The following is a 14869-nucleotide window of genomic DNA, read 5'->3' as shown; positions in this document are numbered from 1 at the left end:
GCGGCTATTACCGGCCTACCGTCGGCCGGGTGACGAGCAGCAGGCTGGAGAACCCCACACACACCACCGGCGCACACCGGGCGCAACGGCGCGCCCCCCACCCGGCGGAGCAGCGGCCGCCGGTCCGGTACGAGGCATATCTGGACGGTCTTTTCACCTATTGCCTCTCCGTCCTGTGCGACCACGCGGAGGCGACCGCCGTGCTCGGCGAGGTGCTGGCCGTCTCGGAACGCCAGTTCAGCCGCTGTCCCTCCGGCGAACAGAGCCGCCGGGCCTGGCTCTACGCGCTCGCGCGCTGGGCCTGCCTGCGCAAGCTCGCCGAGAAGAAGCGGCTGCGTCCCGGCGCGCACTCGGGCCGCGCGCCGGAGCCCGAGCCTGCGCCCATGGCGCCGCCCGAGGAGCCGGGGGCGGCCGAGGCCGCCGAGCGGCAGCGCCGCGACCTCGCGACGCTCGCCTGGCCCGAGGCGGCCGGCACCACACCCGAGCAGCGCGAGGCGCTGGAGCTCGCGGTGCGCCACGGACTCGGCCCGCGCGAAGTCGCCGCCGTGCTCGGCCTGGAGCACGCGGCCGCGCGGGAACTGCTGGCCGCAGGCGCCTGTGAGGTCGAGCGGACCCGGGCGGCCCTCGCCGTCGTCGAGACCGGCAACTGCCCCAGCGTCGCCCGGCTCACCGGTGATCACCGGGTCCTGCTCTCCACGGCGCTGCGCCGCGAGCTCGTCCGCCACGTTGACGACTGCCCCCGCTGCCGCCGGGTCGCCGAGCGCGCCGGGGCAACGGGCCCGTGGCCCGGTTCCAGCGTCACACCGGCCACCCCAGCCGCCCTGCCGCTCGTCGTGGCGGAACGATCCGCCGCGTACACGGCGATGCTGCACGCGCCCCGCGGCCACGCCCCGCGCTTCGGCCGCACCGGCTTCCCGCTGGCCCCCAAGGACCGCGCCGCGCGCCGTGACCGGCTGCGCTCCCGTGCCGTGACGACCACAGTCGTCGCGACGGTCGTCGCCGCTCCGGTGCTGGCCCTGTGGGCCGCGTACCGCCACGCTCCTTCCACCGGCGAGGGGCACGGCGGATCGGTGACGTCGAGCGAGGCGGACGGGCCGGGCAGCGACGGCGGCGGCCCGTACGACCACTACGAGAACGCGGGCAACGCCCGCACCCAGCCCACCCCCTCCGCGGGCGACGACAGTTCGCCCGACGTGTCCGTGGAGGTCATCAGCCCGGACGCGGGCAAGAAGCAGTCGGGCGGCGGATCGTTGGCCGCCGGCTCGCTGAGGGTCACGGCCCGCGTGGCCGGCGGGCGGACATCGGTCACGCTGACCAACGGCGGAGACCGCCCGGTCGCCTGGTCGGCCGCCAGGAGCGCACCGTGGCTCTACCTGAGCAGCGCCTCGGGCGTGCTGTCGCCCGGCGGCTCGATCACGATCCGGGTGTACGTGGACCACCGCAACGAACCCTCGGGTGCCTGGTCGGCCCGGATCGCCTTCGCCCCCTCGGGCGCCGTGGTCTCGCTGCGCGGATACGGCTGGGGGGCAGGGGACCACGGCCACGGCCACGGTCACGGCGGTCACGGTCACGGTCACGGCGGCCACGGCAGGCCGACATCGCCGGGCCGGCCCACCCCCACACCGACCCGGTCGGACCCGACGCCGACGCCTTCCGACCCGACGCCCACCCCCACGCCGACGGTCTCGGACCCGCCGACGACACCACCGCCCTCGGCCACGGCCACGCCGTCACCGTCGTAGACACAGAAGCCAGGGGCGACACGAAGCCCGCCCCGCCACACGGCATGCCCCCTGAGCCCGGACCCCGAGCGGCCGGCCGGCCCCCGCGAGGACGGCCCGCTCAGGAACACGAAGCCGCCCGCCCCGCAGTGCGGCGCCCAGCGCGAAGCCGCCCGCCCCGCGGGCTGCCCGGCGCGAAGCCGCCCTTCCCGCGGCCGGCCGGCGCTGAGCCGTCCGCACCGCGGTGCAGGCGGCTCAGCGCGGAGCCGTCCCTCCCGCGGGCCGCCGCACGCGAAGCGCTACCGAGGGTCGGCCGGATGCGGAGCCATCGGCAGCAGTGCCGAGAGCCGCTCCTCGCACAGCTCCACCAGGCGCTCGTACGCCGGTGCGCCCATCAGCTCGATCAGCTCGGGCCGGTACGTCACGAAGACCGGGTCACCCGCACCGTGAGCGGACGTCGCCGACGTGCACCACCAGTGCAGGTCGTGACCGCCGGGGCCCCAGCCGCGCCGGTCGTACTCACCGATCGAGATCTGCAGCACCCGCGACTCGTCGGGCCGCTCGATCCAGTCGTACGTACGGCGGACCGGCAGCTGCCAGCACACGTCCGGCTTCGTCTCCAGCGGCTCCTTGCCTTCGCGCAGCGCCAGGATGTGCAGCGAACAGCCCGCGCCACCCGCGAACCCGGGCCGGTTCTGGAAGATGCAGGAACCGTTCCAGCGCCGGGTCTGGCGCTCCCCGTCATCGTCGAGCTGGACCCACCCGGTGTCCGTGCCGACGTCGTGGAACTGCCAGAGATCCGGCGTGAGCCGCTCCACGTGACCGGCCACCCGCTGCTCGTCCTCCTCGTCCGAGAAGTGCGCCCCCAGCGTGCAGCACCCGTCGTCGGCGCGGCCCGCCTCGATGCCCTGGCAGCCGCTGCCGAAGATGCAGGTCCACCGTGAGGTGAGCCAGGTCAGGTCACATCGGAAGATCTGTTCGTCGTCGGCGGGGTCCGGGAACTCGACCCAGGCACGGGCGAAATCCAGGCCCTGTTCGTCACTCTTCGGCTTCAGCTGCCCGGCAGTTTTGCCCGGCTTCGCCTTTTTCGTCTTCGGCACGCACCCAGCGTACGGGGACACCACCCTCATCAGCCCGAACAGCCACCCGCTTGCGCCGGGCCAGTAGCGTTCCGTCCATGAGACTCGGAGTCCTCGACGTCGGTTCGAACACGGTTCACCTCCTGGTGGTCGACGCGCACCCCGGCGCCCGCCCCCTTCCGGCGCACTCGCACAAAGTGGGGCTGCGCCTGGCCGAACTGCTCGACGCCGAGGGCGCGATCGGCCCCGAGGGAATCGACCGGCTGGTCGCCACCGTCAGCGACGCGCTGCGGGCCGCCGAGGACAAGGGCGCCGAGAGTGTCCTGGCGTTCGCCACATCCGCCGTGCGCGAGGCGGCCAACGCCGACCACGTCCTCGCCCGGGTACGCGACGAGACCGGTGTCGACCTCCAGGTCCTCACCGGCCCCGACGAGGCCCGCCTCACCTTCCTCGCGGCCCGCCGCTGGTTCGGCTGGTCCGCTGGCAAGGTGCTGCTCCTCGACATCGGCGGCGGCTCGCTGGAGATCGCGTACGGCATCGACGAGGACCCCGACGCCGCGGTGTCACTGCCGCTCGGCGCGGGCCGGCTGACCCACACCTGGCTGCCGGGCGATCCGCCCGACCCGCAGGACGTCAGGGCGCTGCGCCGCCATGTCCGCGCGGAGATCGCCAGGACCGTCGCCGAGTTCGCCCGCTTCGGCAGACCGGACCGGGTGGTCGCGACCTCCAAGACCTTCAAGCAACTGGCCCGTATAGCGGGCGCCGCGCGCTCCGGCGACGGCCCGTACGTGCCCCGCGGACTGAGTCGTAAGTCACTTGAGGAGTGGGTCCCCAGACTCGCCGTGATGACCTCGGCCGAGCGCTCCCGGCTCCCCGGGGTATCCGCCGAGCGCGCCCCCCAGCTCCTCGCGGGAGCGCTGGTCGCGGAGGGTGCGATGGATCTGCTCGGGGCCGACGAACTCGAAGTCTGCCCCTGGGCGCTGCGCGAAGGCGTCATCCTGCGCCGCCTCGACCATCTCCCGGTCAGATAGGGCCTCCCGTCCGGATCGGGCCTGATCCGGACGGGGGACCCCGGCAGGCCCGTACGCTGTCTTCCGTGGCAGAACCAGTGGTGCGCATCCCGGATGCGAAGGTCGCGCTGTCCACGGCGTCCGTGTACCCGGAGTCGACGGCGACGGCCTTCGAGATCGCCGCGCGCCTCGGCTACGACGGCGTCGAGGTGATGGTGTGGACGGATCCCGTCAGCCAGGACATCGAAGCGCTGCGCAGACTCTCCGACCATCACCGGATGCCGGTCCTCGCCGTGCACGCGCCGTGTCTGCTCATCACCCAGCGGGTCTGGTCCACCGATCCCTGGACCAAGCTCCAGCGCGCCAGGTCGGCCGCGGAGCGGCTCGGCGCCTCCACCGTCGTCGTCCATCCGCCCTTCCGCTGGCAACGGAACTACGCCCGTGACTTCGTCGACGGGATCTGGCGGATGGCGGACGAGACCGATGTGCGGTTCGCCGTGGAGAACATGTACCCGTGGCGCTACCGGGACCGCGAGATGCTCGCGTACGCCCCCGACTGGGACGTCACCAACCACGACTACCGGCACTTCACCGCCGATCTCTCGCACACCGCGACCGCCCGCACCGACGCGATGGCGATGATCGAGCGGATGGGCCCGCGCCTCGCCCATGTGCACCTCGCGGACGGCCGGGGTTCCGGCAAGGACGAGCACCTGGTGCCGGGCCGCGGCACACAGCCCTGCGCGGAGCTGCTCGAGGGGCTCGCGGGCAGCGGCTTCGACGGTCACGTGGTCATCGAGGTCAACACCCGCCGCGCGATGTCCACAGCGGAACGCGAGGCCGACCTGGCGGAGGCCCTGGCCTTCACCCGCCTCCACCTGGCGACCCGGGCACGCCACACGTGACCGGCCCCGCAGGAGACGGCAGCCCCGCCCCGGCCCCCGCGCGCCGCAGGGGCCGGCCACCGCGCGAGCGGGCGGCAGACGGTGGCGGAGCGCGCAGGCGCATTCTGGAGTCGGCCCGCACGGAGTTCTCCGAGCGGGGGTACGACAAGACCTCCGTACGCGGCATCGCGAAGGCGGCCGGGGTCGACGCGGCACTCGTCCACCACTACTTCGGCACCAAGGACGAGGTGTTCGAGGCGGCGATCGAGGTGGCCATGGACCCCGTCCAGCTCGTTGCCTCCCTGCTGGACGCGGGCCCCGAACACATCGGTGAACAGCTGGCCCGCTCCTTCCTCGGCATCTGGGAGAACCCGGCGACCCGCGCCCCGCTGCTGGCGATCATGCGCTCGGCGCTGACGCACGAGGCGGCGGCGAATGTGGTGCGGGGTTTCGTCTTCCAGCGCGTACTCGAGCGGGTGGCCGCGGATCTCGACGTGCCGGATCCGCAGTTCCGCGCGGAGCTGGCGGCATCGCACATGCTCGGCGTCGCGATGATGCGGTATGTGCTCAGGGTGGAGCCGCTGGCTTCGGCCGATGTGGACGCCATTGTGACGATGGTCGCCCCGACGCTGCAGAGATACCTGACGGAGTGACGTAGCGGACGGGCTGACGTGCGGACGGACGCCGCACGCCCCCGGCCCGCCTGCTCTCCCGATGTCCCGATGTCCCGATGTCCGGCTTTCCGGATGTTCCGGTCTCCTGCTTTCCCGGTATTCCGACGGGCCGATGTTCGGGTGGGCCGATGTTCGGCTGGACGGATGGGCCGATGTTCGGGTGGAGGGATGGGCGGACTTTCGGATCGTTCGATGGGGCGATATTCCGATGGGCCGATGTTCCGATATCCCGTAATCCGGACGCCGCGTCCGGATCCTGGAGCGCAGGCGTACGCTCGACGGGAGTCACATCTGCCTAAGGAGCGAGCCACGATGCCCGAGCTGAGGTCCCGCACAGTCACCCACGGCCGCAACATGGCGGGCGCCCGTGCCCTCATGCGAGCGTCGGGCGTAGCGAGCGGGGACATCGGGAAGCCGATCATCGCGGTCGCCAACTCCTTCACCGAGTTCGTGCCGGGCCACACGCACCTCCAGCCGGTCGGCCGGATCGTCTCCGAGGCGATCAAGGCCGCGGGCGCGGTGCCCCGCGAGTTCAATACGATCGCCGTGGACGACGGGATCGCGATGGGCCACGGCGGGATGCTCTACAGCCTCCCCTCGCGCGACCTCATCGCGGACAGCGTCGAGTACATGGTCGAGGCGCACTGCGCGGATGCGCTGATCTGCATCTCCAACTGCGACAAGATCACTCCCGGCATGCTGAACGCCGCGTTGCGCCTCAACATCCCCACGGTCTTCGTCTCCGGCGGTCCGATGGAGGCAGGCAAGGCGACGCTGGTCGACGGCACGGTCCGTAAGCTCGACCTGGTCAACGCCATCAGCGACGCGGTCGACGAGAGCATCTCGGACGAGGACATCCTCCGTATCGAGGAGAACGCCTGCCCCACGTGCGGCAGCTGTTCGGGCATGTTCACCGCCAACTCGATGAACTGTCTGACCGAGGCCCTCGGCCTGGCGCTCCCCGGCAACGGCTCCGTGCTCGCCACCCACACCGCCCGCAAGGCGCTGTACGAGAACGCGGGCCGCACGGTCGTCGAGATCACCAAGCGCCACTACGAGCAGGACGACGCGACCGTCCTGCCGCGCGCCATCGCCACCCGCGCCGCCTTCGACAACGCTATGGCGCTGGACATCTCCATGGGCGGCTCGACCAACACGATCCTGCACCTGCTCGCCGCCGCGCAGGAGGCCGAACTGCCTTACGGGCTGGGCGACATGGACGAGGTCTCGCGCCGCGTCCCGTGCCTGTCCAAGGTCGCGCCGAACGTCGCACCCGGTGGCACGTACTACATGGAGGACGTGCACCGCGCCGGAGGCATCCCCGCCATCCTCGGTGAGCTGTACCGGGGCGGCATGCTCAACGAGGACGTGCACTCCGTCCACTCGCCGTCGCTCGCCGACTGGCTGAAGACCTGGGACGTGCGCGGCGGCTCCCCGTCGGCCGAGGCGGTCGAGCTGTGGCACGCGGCCCCCGGCTGCGTCCGCTCCGCCGAGGCGTTCTCGCAGTCCGAGCGCTGGGACACCCTCGACACGGACGCGGCGGGCGGCTGCATCCGCGACGCCGAGCACGCGTACTCCAAGGACGGCGGCCTCGCGGTCCTCAAGGGCAACCTGGCGGTGGACGGCTGTGTCGTGAAGACGGCCGGTGTCGACGAGTCGATCTGGACCTTCGAGGGCCCGGCCGTGGTCTGCGAGTCCCAGGAGGACGCAGTCGACAAGATCCTCCGCAAGGAGATCGCCGCGGGCGACGTCGTCGTCATCCGCTACGAGGGCCCCAAGGGCGGTCCGGGTATGCAGGAGATGCTCTACCCGACGTCCTTCCTCAAGGGCCGCGGCCTCGGCAAGGTCTGCGCACTGGTCACCGACGGCCGCTTCTCCGGCGGCACATCGGGCCTGTCGATCGGGCACGCCTCGCCCGAGGCGGCAGCAGGCGGCACGATCGCGCTCGTCGAGGACGGCGACCGCATCCGTATCGCCATCCCGGACCGCTCCATCGAGCTCCTCGTCTCCGACGAGGAACTGGCGGCCCGCCGTGCCGCGCTGAACGGCGTGTACGCGCCGAAGAACCGCGAGCGCAAGGTGTCGCAGGCGCTGAAGGCGTATGCGGCCATGGCGACCAGCGCCGACCGGGGTGCGGTCAGGGACGTTTCGAAGCTCGGCTGACCGCCGCACACACGCGCCCGGCCGGCCCGGACCCACAGCGTCTCCCCGCTGTGGGTCCGGGCCGGCGCGTTGGGCGCAGCCCATCCCGGAGACGGCCGCCATCTCGGCAGCCACCGGCATGACCGAGGCCGGTGCCGGTACGCAGCCGGACGCCGGCCGTCGCCTCCCCGCGGCTGGGCACCACTGGCTGGACCCCACCGGCCGGGCGCCGCTCGGCAGCGGGGGATAATCGGGCCCGTGAGCGACAACGGCGACAGCACCGCGAAGAGCGCGACCGGCGCGAAGAACGCGAGCTCGGGCGGTGACGACGGCAAGGACGGCACGGCCGGTCGCGAAGGCCGGGCCGGGGGGCCACTGCCCGAGACCATCCGCTTCTTCGGTACGGCCTGGGTCGGCCACGACAACGGATACGCGGTGCGGCGCGCCGCCGTCGCGGCGGGTTCGCTGGTCGCGACGGTCGCCGCGTGCTTCGTGATGCGGCTGGCCTACCAGGGCGTGGAGACGGCCGACATCGGCAGCTTCGCCTCCCTGCTCTTCGTCGCCGTCTTCGCCGTGTGCAGTGCGGTCGCGTTCGTCCGCACCTGGGACGGCTTCCGCCGCCGCCCCGCCGATCCCGCCCGCGAGGAATCCCTGCGCAGCCTCAAGGCGATCGGATTCATCGGCTCGCTCGTGGCGTACTTCGTCCGTTCCCTCACCGAGGCCCCCGGCGAGCAGCTGCACCGCACCGAGTACGAGACGGCCGTCGCGGCGTACGAGAAGCGCCGGGGCAGCCGCGCCGGAAACCCGGCAGCCCGCAGAAAGCCGAAGGCCCGACGCCGCTGACGGCTGGCCACGCGGGCCGCGGCCCGCCATCTCCCGCCCGTACGCCAGCTCCCGGGCGGATCCTCGTCTCCCTCCGCTCCCTGACTCTGGTTCCCGCGGCCGTCCGCCGCGAAGATGTCAGACATGACGGAACTCGCACTGTCCTCCGACTCGGTCGCCGCCCAGTACGCCGCAGCACGCCCCGGGTACCCGCCCGCACTTTTCGACGCCGTCGAGGAGATGGCGCACCGCTCGCTCAGGGGCGCGTACGTGGTCGACGTCGGCGCGGGCACCGGCATCGCCACCGGGCTGCTGCGGGAGCGGGGCGCCGAGGTCGTCGCGGTCGAACCGGGGCCGGGCATGGCCGCACAGCTGCGCACAGCCTTCCCCGACGTTCCGCTGGTGCAGGGTGTGGGCGACGCGCTGCCCCTGGCCTCCGGCTGCGCGGATTTCGTGACGTACGCCCAGGCCTGGCACTGGACGGAACCGACGCGCTCGGTCCCCGAGGCCCTGCGGGTCCTGAAGCCGCGCGGTGTGCTGGCCCTCTGGTGGAACGTCCCGGACCCGGCCGTCCGCTGGGCGGCGGACCAGGAGGCCCGGCTGAAGCAGCGGCTCCCCGAGTACTACCCCTACGGGACGGCCCCCAGGGCCCCCGTGATCATCAAGACCCTCTACGACGGGCTGGCCCCTGCCTTCCGCCGCCTCCAGTGGTCCCGAGAGGTGGACATCGACACCCACATCGCCCAGCTGAGCAGCCGCTCGTACGTGGCAGCCGCGCCGGAGGGGAAGGCGGCCCCGGCCCTGGCGGACGAGCGCGCGGAACTGCTGCGGATCTTCCCGGAGGGAAGGGTGCGTGAGGAGTACGTCATCAACCTCACGGCAGTACGGAAACCGGCCGACTAGGTGTCCTGTCCACAACCTCCGTGGACAGGACAGCCCGCGCGCCGCGGCCTCGCCGCCCGAGGGCCGCGGCTCCGGGCCCACCGCCCGGAGCCGCTCCTCACCGGCGGTCCCGGCCCCGTCGCCCACCGAACCTGCCCACCAGGCCGACCACCCCGCCGACAACAAGCCCGTGCCACAGCGCGTCACCCAGGCTGCTGAAGAAGCTCTCCGAGCCGAGTACCTGCCGTATCACCACGTCACAGACAGCCATCAGAACCGCGGGCACGGCCGCGACCCGCCAGGGGTGCGCGGCGGACCACCGCTGGATCCGCCGGTCGACCCGCGCACCGGGGCGCCCGCCGAGCGCGGCCCCGGCACCGCCCACGATGAAGAAGACGGACAGCGCGACCGAGACCGCGCTGGTGACGGCCTGCGTCCCCAGCCCGTCGGCGAGTGCGGCGAGCAGGAGCGAGACCCCGCCCCCCACCGCACCGACAGCGGCGGCGGCCCGCCACGGGCCGAGCGTCGCGGAGGCCATGGCCAGACTGCGCTGCTCGGATCCGGACATCTCAGGAACGGACTTGCCAAGGTTCTGCGTCATGCCCCAACGCTCCGTCACCGGCGCGCCGGACACCATGGGGGATGCCCCTGACCCACCCCGGATCCGAGGGCGAAAACCCTGAGGGGTGGGCAGGATTGCCCGTATGACGACCCCCTCGCGTGCCCACTCCTTCAACGCGGTCGCAGCCGCCTACGCGGCGAACCGGCCCTCCTATCCGCCCGCTCTCCTGGATGCCGTGGAAGAACTCGCCGGCCGCCCGCTGGCAGGCGCACGCGTCGCCGACATCGGCGCGGGCACCGGTATGGCCACGTCCCTCCTGCACGAGCGCGGCGCCCGGATCGTCGCGGTCGAGCCGGGCGACGGTATGACGGAACAGTTCCGCCGCACGCTGCCCGGCGTCCCGGTCGTGCGCGGTGACGGGAACAGCCTCCCGCTCGCCGACGCGTCGGCCGACGTCATCACGTACGCCCAGGCCTGGCACTGGACGGACCCGGCCCGCTCGGTGCCGGAGGCGATGCGCGTCCTGCGCCCCGGCGGCGCGCTGGCCCTCTGGTGGAACGTCGCGGACCGGGGAGTCGGGTGGATCGCCGACCAGACGACCAGGATCCGGCGCTTCTTCGGTGACGCGGACATCGTGCTCGGCGCGCACGGAACCGCCGGGCGTACGCGTGAGCTCGGCGGTCTGGACTCCGCCGACCGGACGGTCCCCTGGACCCGTGAGGTCCCCCTCGACACCCACCTCGCCAATCTGGCCAGCCACTCCGTCTTCCTGGTCGCGGGGGAGAAGGTCACCAGGGAGTTCATCGACGCGGAGCGCGCCGTCCTCAAGGACCTCTTTCCGCACGGCGGGGTCCGCGAGGCGTACGTGGTCGACCTCCGGGTGGCGCTCCGCTGACGGCTCGGACGCATCCGGCAGCCGGCACTCCTTGACGGGGCGGCTCACAGGGAGAATATTCATCACATGATGAATTCTCAGGACCGGGCGACCGGACACCCCACGGCGTCCCCTCCGTACCCGGCAGTCACCCGGCACCCGGCAGCCGTCCAGGCCCGGGGCCTCACCGTCACCAGAGGCTCCCGAACCGTCCTGCGCGACCTGGACTTCACCGTCCCCCGCGGCCGGATCACCGGCCTGCTCGGCCCGTCCGGCTGCGGCAAGTCCACCCTGATGCGTGCGGTCGTAGGCACTCAGGCCAAGGTCACCGGCGCCCTCACCGTCCTGGACCACCCGGCGGGCGCCGCCCCGCTGCGCCACCGCGTCGGCTATGTGACCCAGGCGCCGTCCGTCTACGACGACCTCACCGTCCGCCAGAACCTCGACTACTTCGCCTCGGTCCTGGGGGCGCCATCCGCCGACGTCACCCGCACCCTGGAACAGGTCGACCTGACCGAGCACGCGACCGCCCTCGCCGGCAACCTCTCCGGCGGCCAGCGCAGCCGCGTCTCACTGGCGGTCGCCCTGCTCGGCACCCCGGAACTCCTGGTACTCGACGAGCCGACCGTAGGGCTCGACCCGGTACTCCGCAGAGACCTGTGGACTCTGTTCCACACCCTGGCCGACGCCGGAACCACGCTGCTCGTGTCCTCCCACGTCATGGACGAGGCGGAACGCTGCCACCGCCTGCTCCTCATGCGCGAGGGCGAGATCCTGGCCGAAGGCACGCCGGACGAACTGCGCGCCCGCAACGAGTCCCCGACCGTCGAGGCGGCTTTCCTCCACCTGGTCGACACGGCAGGGGAGACGGCCCGATGAACCCCACCCGTACCCTCGCCACCGCCGGACGGGTCCTGCGACAGCTGGGCCACGACCCCCGCACCATCGCGCTCCTGCTGCTGATCCCAGCCGTCATGATCACGCTGCTGCGGTACGTGTTCGACGCCTCCCCCCAGACGTTCAACTCGATCGGCGCCTCACTCCTGGGCGTCTTCCCGCTGATCACGATGTTCCTCGTGACATCGATCGCGACCCTGCGCGAACGCACATCGGGCACCCTGGAGCGCCTGCTGTCCCTGCCCATCGGCAAGGGCGACATCATCGCCGGATACGCCCTGGCCTTCGGCCTCCTGGCCATCGTCCAGTCCGCCCTGGCCACAGCCCTCTCGGTCTGGCTCCTGGACCTGAACGTCACAGGCTCCCCATGGCTCCTCCTCCTGGTGGCGCTCCTCGACGCGCTGCTGGGCACGGCGCTCGGCCTGTTCGTCTCCGCGTTCGCGGCATCGGAGTTCCAGGCCGTCCAGTTCATGCCGGCGGTGATCTTCCCCCAACTGCTGCTCTGCGGACTCTTCACACCGCGCGGCCAGATGCAGCCGATCCTGGAGGGCCTCTCCAACGTGCTGCCGATGTCGTACGCGGTGGACGCGATGAACCAGGTACTGCGCCACGGCGACATCACGACGGACTTCGGGCGCGACATCGTGATCGTGGGCGGCTGCGCACTCCTGGTCCTGACCCTGGGAGCGGCAACGCTCCGCCGCCGCACGACGTAAGGACGAGTCCACCCGCCACCTCCCGCACCGGGCCCGTACCACCCGTCGGACACTCACCCGGCCCCCACCACCCCGGGTGCGAGGATGACCCCGGCAGACGGACAGAACGACAGACCGACCCACCGACAGACAGTCCCGACCGGCGAGGTGAACAGAGCCATGGCCCAGACAGTCGCAGTCCTAGGCACCGGCAAGATCGGCGAAGCGCTCCTCAGCGGAATGCTCCGCGCGGGCTGGCCGGCCACCAATCTCCTCGTCACCACCCGCCGCCCCGACCGTGCGGAGGAGCTCCGCACCCGATACGGCGTGGAGCCGGTCACCAACCAGGAGGCGGCCGAGCGCGCCGACATCCTCATCCTCACGGTGAAGCCGCAGGACATGGGCAAGCTCCTCGACGAACTCGCCCCCCACGTCCCCGCGGACCGCCTGGTCATCAGCGGTGCGGCAGGTATCCCCACCTCCTTCTTCGAGGACCGCCTCGCCGCAGGCACCCCGGTCGTCCGAGTCATGACGAACACCCCGGCGCTGGTCGACGAGGCCATGTCCGTCATCTCGCCCGGCAGCCACGCGACCGAAGCACACCTGGCCCATGCCGACGAGATCTTCGGCGGGGTCGGCAAGACCCTCCGCGTGCCGGAGACCCAGCAGGACGCGGCCACCGCGCTCTCCGGCTCGGGCCCGGCGTACTTCTACTACCTCGTCGAGGCGATGACCGACGCGGGCATCCTGCTCGGCCTGCCCCGCGCCCAGGCCCACGACCTGATCGTCCAGGCGGCCATCGGCGCGGCCGTGATGCTGAGGGACAGCGGCGAGCACCCGGTGAAGCTGCGCGAGGCTGTCACCAGCCCCGCGGGCACCACGATCAACGCGATCCGTGAGCTGGAGAGCCACGGCGTACGGGCCGCGCTCATCGCCGCCCTGGAGGCAGCCCGCGACCGCAGCCGCGAACTGGCCTCCGGCAACGGCTGACCCGGACACCCGCGCCGCGCCACCCAGGGTGCCGCGGCGCCTCCGGGCACCGGCGCGGCTCACGGACACCCGCGAGCCGCGCCGCTTCTGTCCGTCCCTACGGCTCCAGCAGCCCGATGGCCCGGTACGCGGCGTCGACCGTCGGCCGGGCCATCGCGCGCGCCCGCTCCGCGCCCCGCCTGAGTACCGCTTCCAGGTAGCCGGGATCGGCGGCCAGCGCCGCATGCCGTTCCTGTACGGGCCGCAGCAGTTCGACCACCGCGTCGGCCGCGTCCTTCTTGAGTGCCCCGTACGACGCGTACGTACCGGCCAGTGCCCCGGGCTCCTGCCCCGTACAGGCCCCGAGCACCTCGAGCAGATTGGCGACACCGGGACTCGCGGTCCGGTCGTGGACCACCTCCCGGCCGCTGTCGGTCACGGCCCGCATGACCTTCTTGTGCACCACTCCGGGCTCGTCGAGCAGATAGACGATCCCCGCACCCGCCTCGTGGGACTTCCCCATCTTGGACGTCGGCTCCTGGAGGTCCATGACCCGCGCGGCCACCGCGGGTTCCGTGGCCTTCGGCACCACGAACGTGTGCCCGTACCGCTGGTTGAAGCGCACCGCCAGATCGCGGGCCAGTTCGACATGCTGCGTCTGGTCCTCGCCCACCGGAACCTCGTCCGTCGAGTACGCCAGGATGTCCGCGGCCATCAGCGCCGGATAGGTGAGCAGCGAGAGCCGCACACTGTCCCCTGCCCCCTTGGCCTGCACGCTCTTCTCCTTGTACTGGATCATGCGTCGCATCTCGCCGTCGGTGGCGGTGCACTCCATCAGATACGAGAGCCTGGCGTGCTCGTCCACATGACTCTGCACGAACACGGTGCACCGCTCGGGGTCCAGCCCGGCCGCCAGCAGCAGCGTCGCCGCCTGCCGGCTGAGTCTCCGTACCCGCGCGGGATCGTGCTGCATGGTCAGCGCGTGCAGGTCCACCACGCAGAACAGGGCGTCGGCCCGGTACTGGTCGTCCTCGGCCCACCGCCGCACGGCACCCAGGTAGTTCCCGAGCGTCAGGTGCCCGGTGGGCTTGACCCCGCTGAAGATCCGCGTCATTTTCTCCACCTCTCGAACGAGGCCGCCGTCACCGACAGCCGGCTCGTGGAGGGAGAAACACGAACGGCCGCCGGGAAGGCGGCCGTTGAATGCATACGCAAGGTACGGGCCGCCGTCAGCTGGCCCGCCACCGAAGGGTGTATGCACGCGTCATCACGGCCCCCACTGTAGTGCCGGGGACGCCCACTGGGGCAGAGGCAGGACCGGCTTGACACGGGGTTGACGTCTCCGTAATGTTCTCCGAGCTGTCCGACGTGAGCCCCGGCCCAGGTCGGTCCCCGGACAGCCATTCCGCACCAAACATTCGAACGGCCCGACGACTAGTCGTGTCATTTTCATGTGCTTTTGCGAAATGAGGAATCCACGTTCGAAAGAACGTGACCCCCGATTAGCTCGGGGGCCAGGAATCCGCTAATGTCTCACTCGTCGGAACGGCCCAACGGCCGGGAAGACAAGCCCCGCTGACCGGGGATCAGGCCCGAAAGGATCTGATAGAGTCGGAATCGCCGGAAAGGGAAACGCGAAAGCGTGGAACTGGAAAGCA

General features: G+C 71.8%; 14 protein-coding genes. 11 read left to right on the top strand and 3 right to left on the bottom strand.

Translation table 11 applies throughout. From position 1 onward, the window contains the following. Window positions 1–29: 29 nt before the first annotated feature. Window positions 30–1742 (top strand): BACON domain-containing protein, encoded by a 1713-nt coding sequence (locus OG584_RS14570; RefSeq protein ID WP_405778249.1) that lies wholly within the window; start codon window positions 30–32, stop codon window positions 1740–1742. 278 nt (window positions 1743–2020) lie between these two features. Here the strand turns inward: OG584_RS14570 and OG584_RS14565 are convergent, their stop codons facing one another. Then, entirely contained in the window at window positions 2021–2821 is an 801-nt protein-coding gene (locus OG584_RS14565; RefSeq protein WP_405778248.1) for a hypothetical protein, read from the bottom strand. A gap of 77 nt (window positions 2822–2898) precedes the next feature. On the opposite strand from OG584_RS14565, the gene OG584_RS14560 reads away from it, so the two are divergent. The 6 genes from OG584_RS14560 to OG584_RS14535 all read left to right on the top strand — a co-directional run bounded on the left by OG584_RS14560 (window position 2899) and on the right by OG584_RS14535 (window position 9235). After that, window positions 2899–3831, top strand: a complete 933-nt coding sequence (locus OG584_RS14560) for a Ppx/GppA family phosphatase (RefSeq protein WP_405778247.1) — start codon at window positions 2899–2901, stop codon at window positions 3829–3831. Between the two features lie 65 nt (window positions 3832–3896). Beyond that, a complete protein-coding gene (locus OG584_RS14555; protein ID WP_405778246.1) occupies window positions 3897–4715 on the top strand; it encodes a sugar phosphate isomerase/epimerase family protein in 819 nt (272 codons plus the stop codon). Beyond that, window positions 4712–5347 (top strand): TetR family transcriptional regulator, encoded by a 636-nt coding sequence (locus tag OG584_RS14550; RefSeq protein WP_405778245.1) that lies wholly within the window; start codon window positions 4712–4714, stop codon window positions 5345–5347. Before OG584_RS14555 ends, OG584_RS14550 begins: the two co-directional genes overlap by 4 nt. 333 nt (window positions 5348–5680) lie before the next feature. Beyond that, a complete protein-coding gene (ilvD, locus tag OG584_RS14545) occupies window positions 5681–7531 on the top strand; it encodes a dihydroxy-acid dehydratase (protein ID WP_405778244.1) in 1851 nt (616 codons plus the stop codon). 354 nt (window positions 7532–7885) lie between these two features. Beyond that, window positions 7886–8353, top strand: coding sequence for a hypothetical protein (locus tag OG584_RS14540; RefSeq protein ID WP_405784072.1), 468 nt, complete (start codon window positions 7886–7888; stop codon window positions 8351–8353). 123 nt (window positions 8354–8476) lie between these two features. Continuing rightward, on the top strand, window positions 8477–9235 hold the full coding sequence (locus OG584_RS14535) for a class I SAM-dependent methyltransferase (RefSeq protein ID WP_405778243.1): 759 nt from the start codon (window positions 8477–8479) through the stop codon (window positions 9233–9235). A 97-nt stretch (window positions 9236–9332) separates the two neighbouring features. Here OG584_RS14535 and OG584_RS14530 read toward each other — a convergent pair whose 3' ends face one another. Further along, entirely contained in the window at window positions 9333–9815 is a 483-nt protein-coding gene (locus tag OG584_RS14530; RefSeq protein WP_405778242.1) for a hypothetical protein, read from the bottom strand. 103 nt (window positions 9816–9918) lie between these two features. Between OG584_RS14530 and OG584_RS14525 the strand changes: the two genes are divergently transcribed. The 4 genes from OG584_RS14525 to proC all read left to right on the top strand — a co-directional run bounded on the left by OG584_RS14525 (window position 9919) and on the right by proC (window position 13232). Then, entirely contained in the window at window positions 9919–10671 is a 753-nt protein-coding gene (locus OG584_RS14525) for a class I SAM-dependent methyltransferase (RefSeq protein ID WP_405778241.1), read from the top strand. Window positions 10672–10737: 66 nt separating this feature from the next. Then, a complete protein-coding gene (locus tag OG584_RS14520) occupies window positions 10738–11529 on the top strand; it encodes an ABC transporter ATP-binding protein (protein WP_405778240.1) in 792 nt (263 codons plus the stop codon). Next, window positions 11526–12263: an ABC transporter permease gene (locus OG584_RS14515; protein WP_405778239.1), complete on the top strand. Its 738-nt coding sequence runs from the start codon at window positions 11526–11528 to the stop codon at window positions 12261–12263. The genes OG584_RS14520 and OG584_RS14515 overlap by 4 nt, the downstream gene beginning before the upstream one ends. A gap of 159 nt (window positions 12264–12422) precedes the next feature. Beyond that, entirely contained in the window at window positions 12423–13232 is an 810-nt protein-coding gene (proC, locus tag OG584_RS14510; protein WP_405778238.1) for a pyrroline-5-carboxylate reductase, read from the top strand. A gap of 97 nt (window positions 13233–13329) precedes the next feature. Here proC and trpS read toward each other — a convergent pair whose 3' ends face one another. Continuing rightward, entirely contained in the window at window positions 13330–14325 is a 996-nt protein-coding gene (gene trpS, locus OG584_RS14505; RefSeq protein ID WP_405778237.1) for a tryptophan--tRNA ligase, read from the bottom strand. Between the last annotated feature and the right edge of the window lie 544 nt (window positions 14326–14869).

This window comes from Streptomyces sp. NBC_00859, assembly GCF_045161865.1.
GTDB lineage: Bacteria > Actinomycetota > Actinomycetes > Streptomycetales > Streptomycetaceae > Streptomyces.
Note: the sequence above shows the minus strand (reverse complement) of the source record. Positions and strands in the feature narration are given on the sequence as shown.

Excerpts from the sequence above, each read along its gene's own strand:
- OG584_RS14535 (WP_405778243.1), top strand. The coding sequence starts at position 8,477 with ATGACGGAACTCGCACTGTCCTCCGACTCGGTCGCCGCCCAGTACGCC.
- OG584_RS14515 (WP_405778239.1), top strand. The coding sequence starts at position 11,526 with ATGAACCCCACCCGTACCCTCGCCACCGCCGGACGGGTCCTGCGACAG.
- proC (WP_405778238.1), top strand. The coding sequence starts at position 12,423 with ATGGCCCAGACAGTCGCAGTCCTAGGCACCGGCAAGATCGGCGAAGCG.
- OG584_RS14520 (WP_405778240.1), top strand. The coding sequence starts at position 10,738 with ATGATGAATTCTCAGGACCGGGCGACCGGACACCCCACGGCGTCCCCT.
- OG584_RS14560 (WP_405778247.1), top strand. The coding sequence starts at position 2,899 with ATGAGACTCGGAGTCCTCGACGTCGGTTCGAACACGGTTCACCTCCTG.
- OG584_RS14530 (WP_405778242.1), bottom strand. The coding sequence starts at position 9,815 with ATGACGCAGAACCTTGGCAAGTCCGTTCCTGAGATGTCCGGATCCGAG.
- trpS (WP_405778237.1), bottom strand. The coding sequence starts at position 14,325 with ATGACGCGGATCTTCAGCGGGGTCAAGCCCACCGGGCACCTGACGCTC.
- ilvD (WP_405778244.1), top strand. The coding sequence starts at position 5,681 with ATGCCCGAGCTGAGGTCCCGCACAGTCACCCACGGCCGCAACATGGCG.
- OG584_RS14525 (WP_405778241.1), top strand. The coding sequence starts at position 9,919 with ATGACGACCCCCTCGCGTGCCCACTCCTTCAACGCGGTCGCAGCCGCC.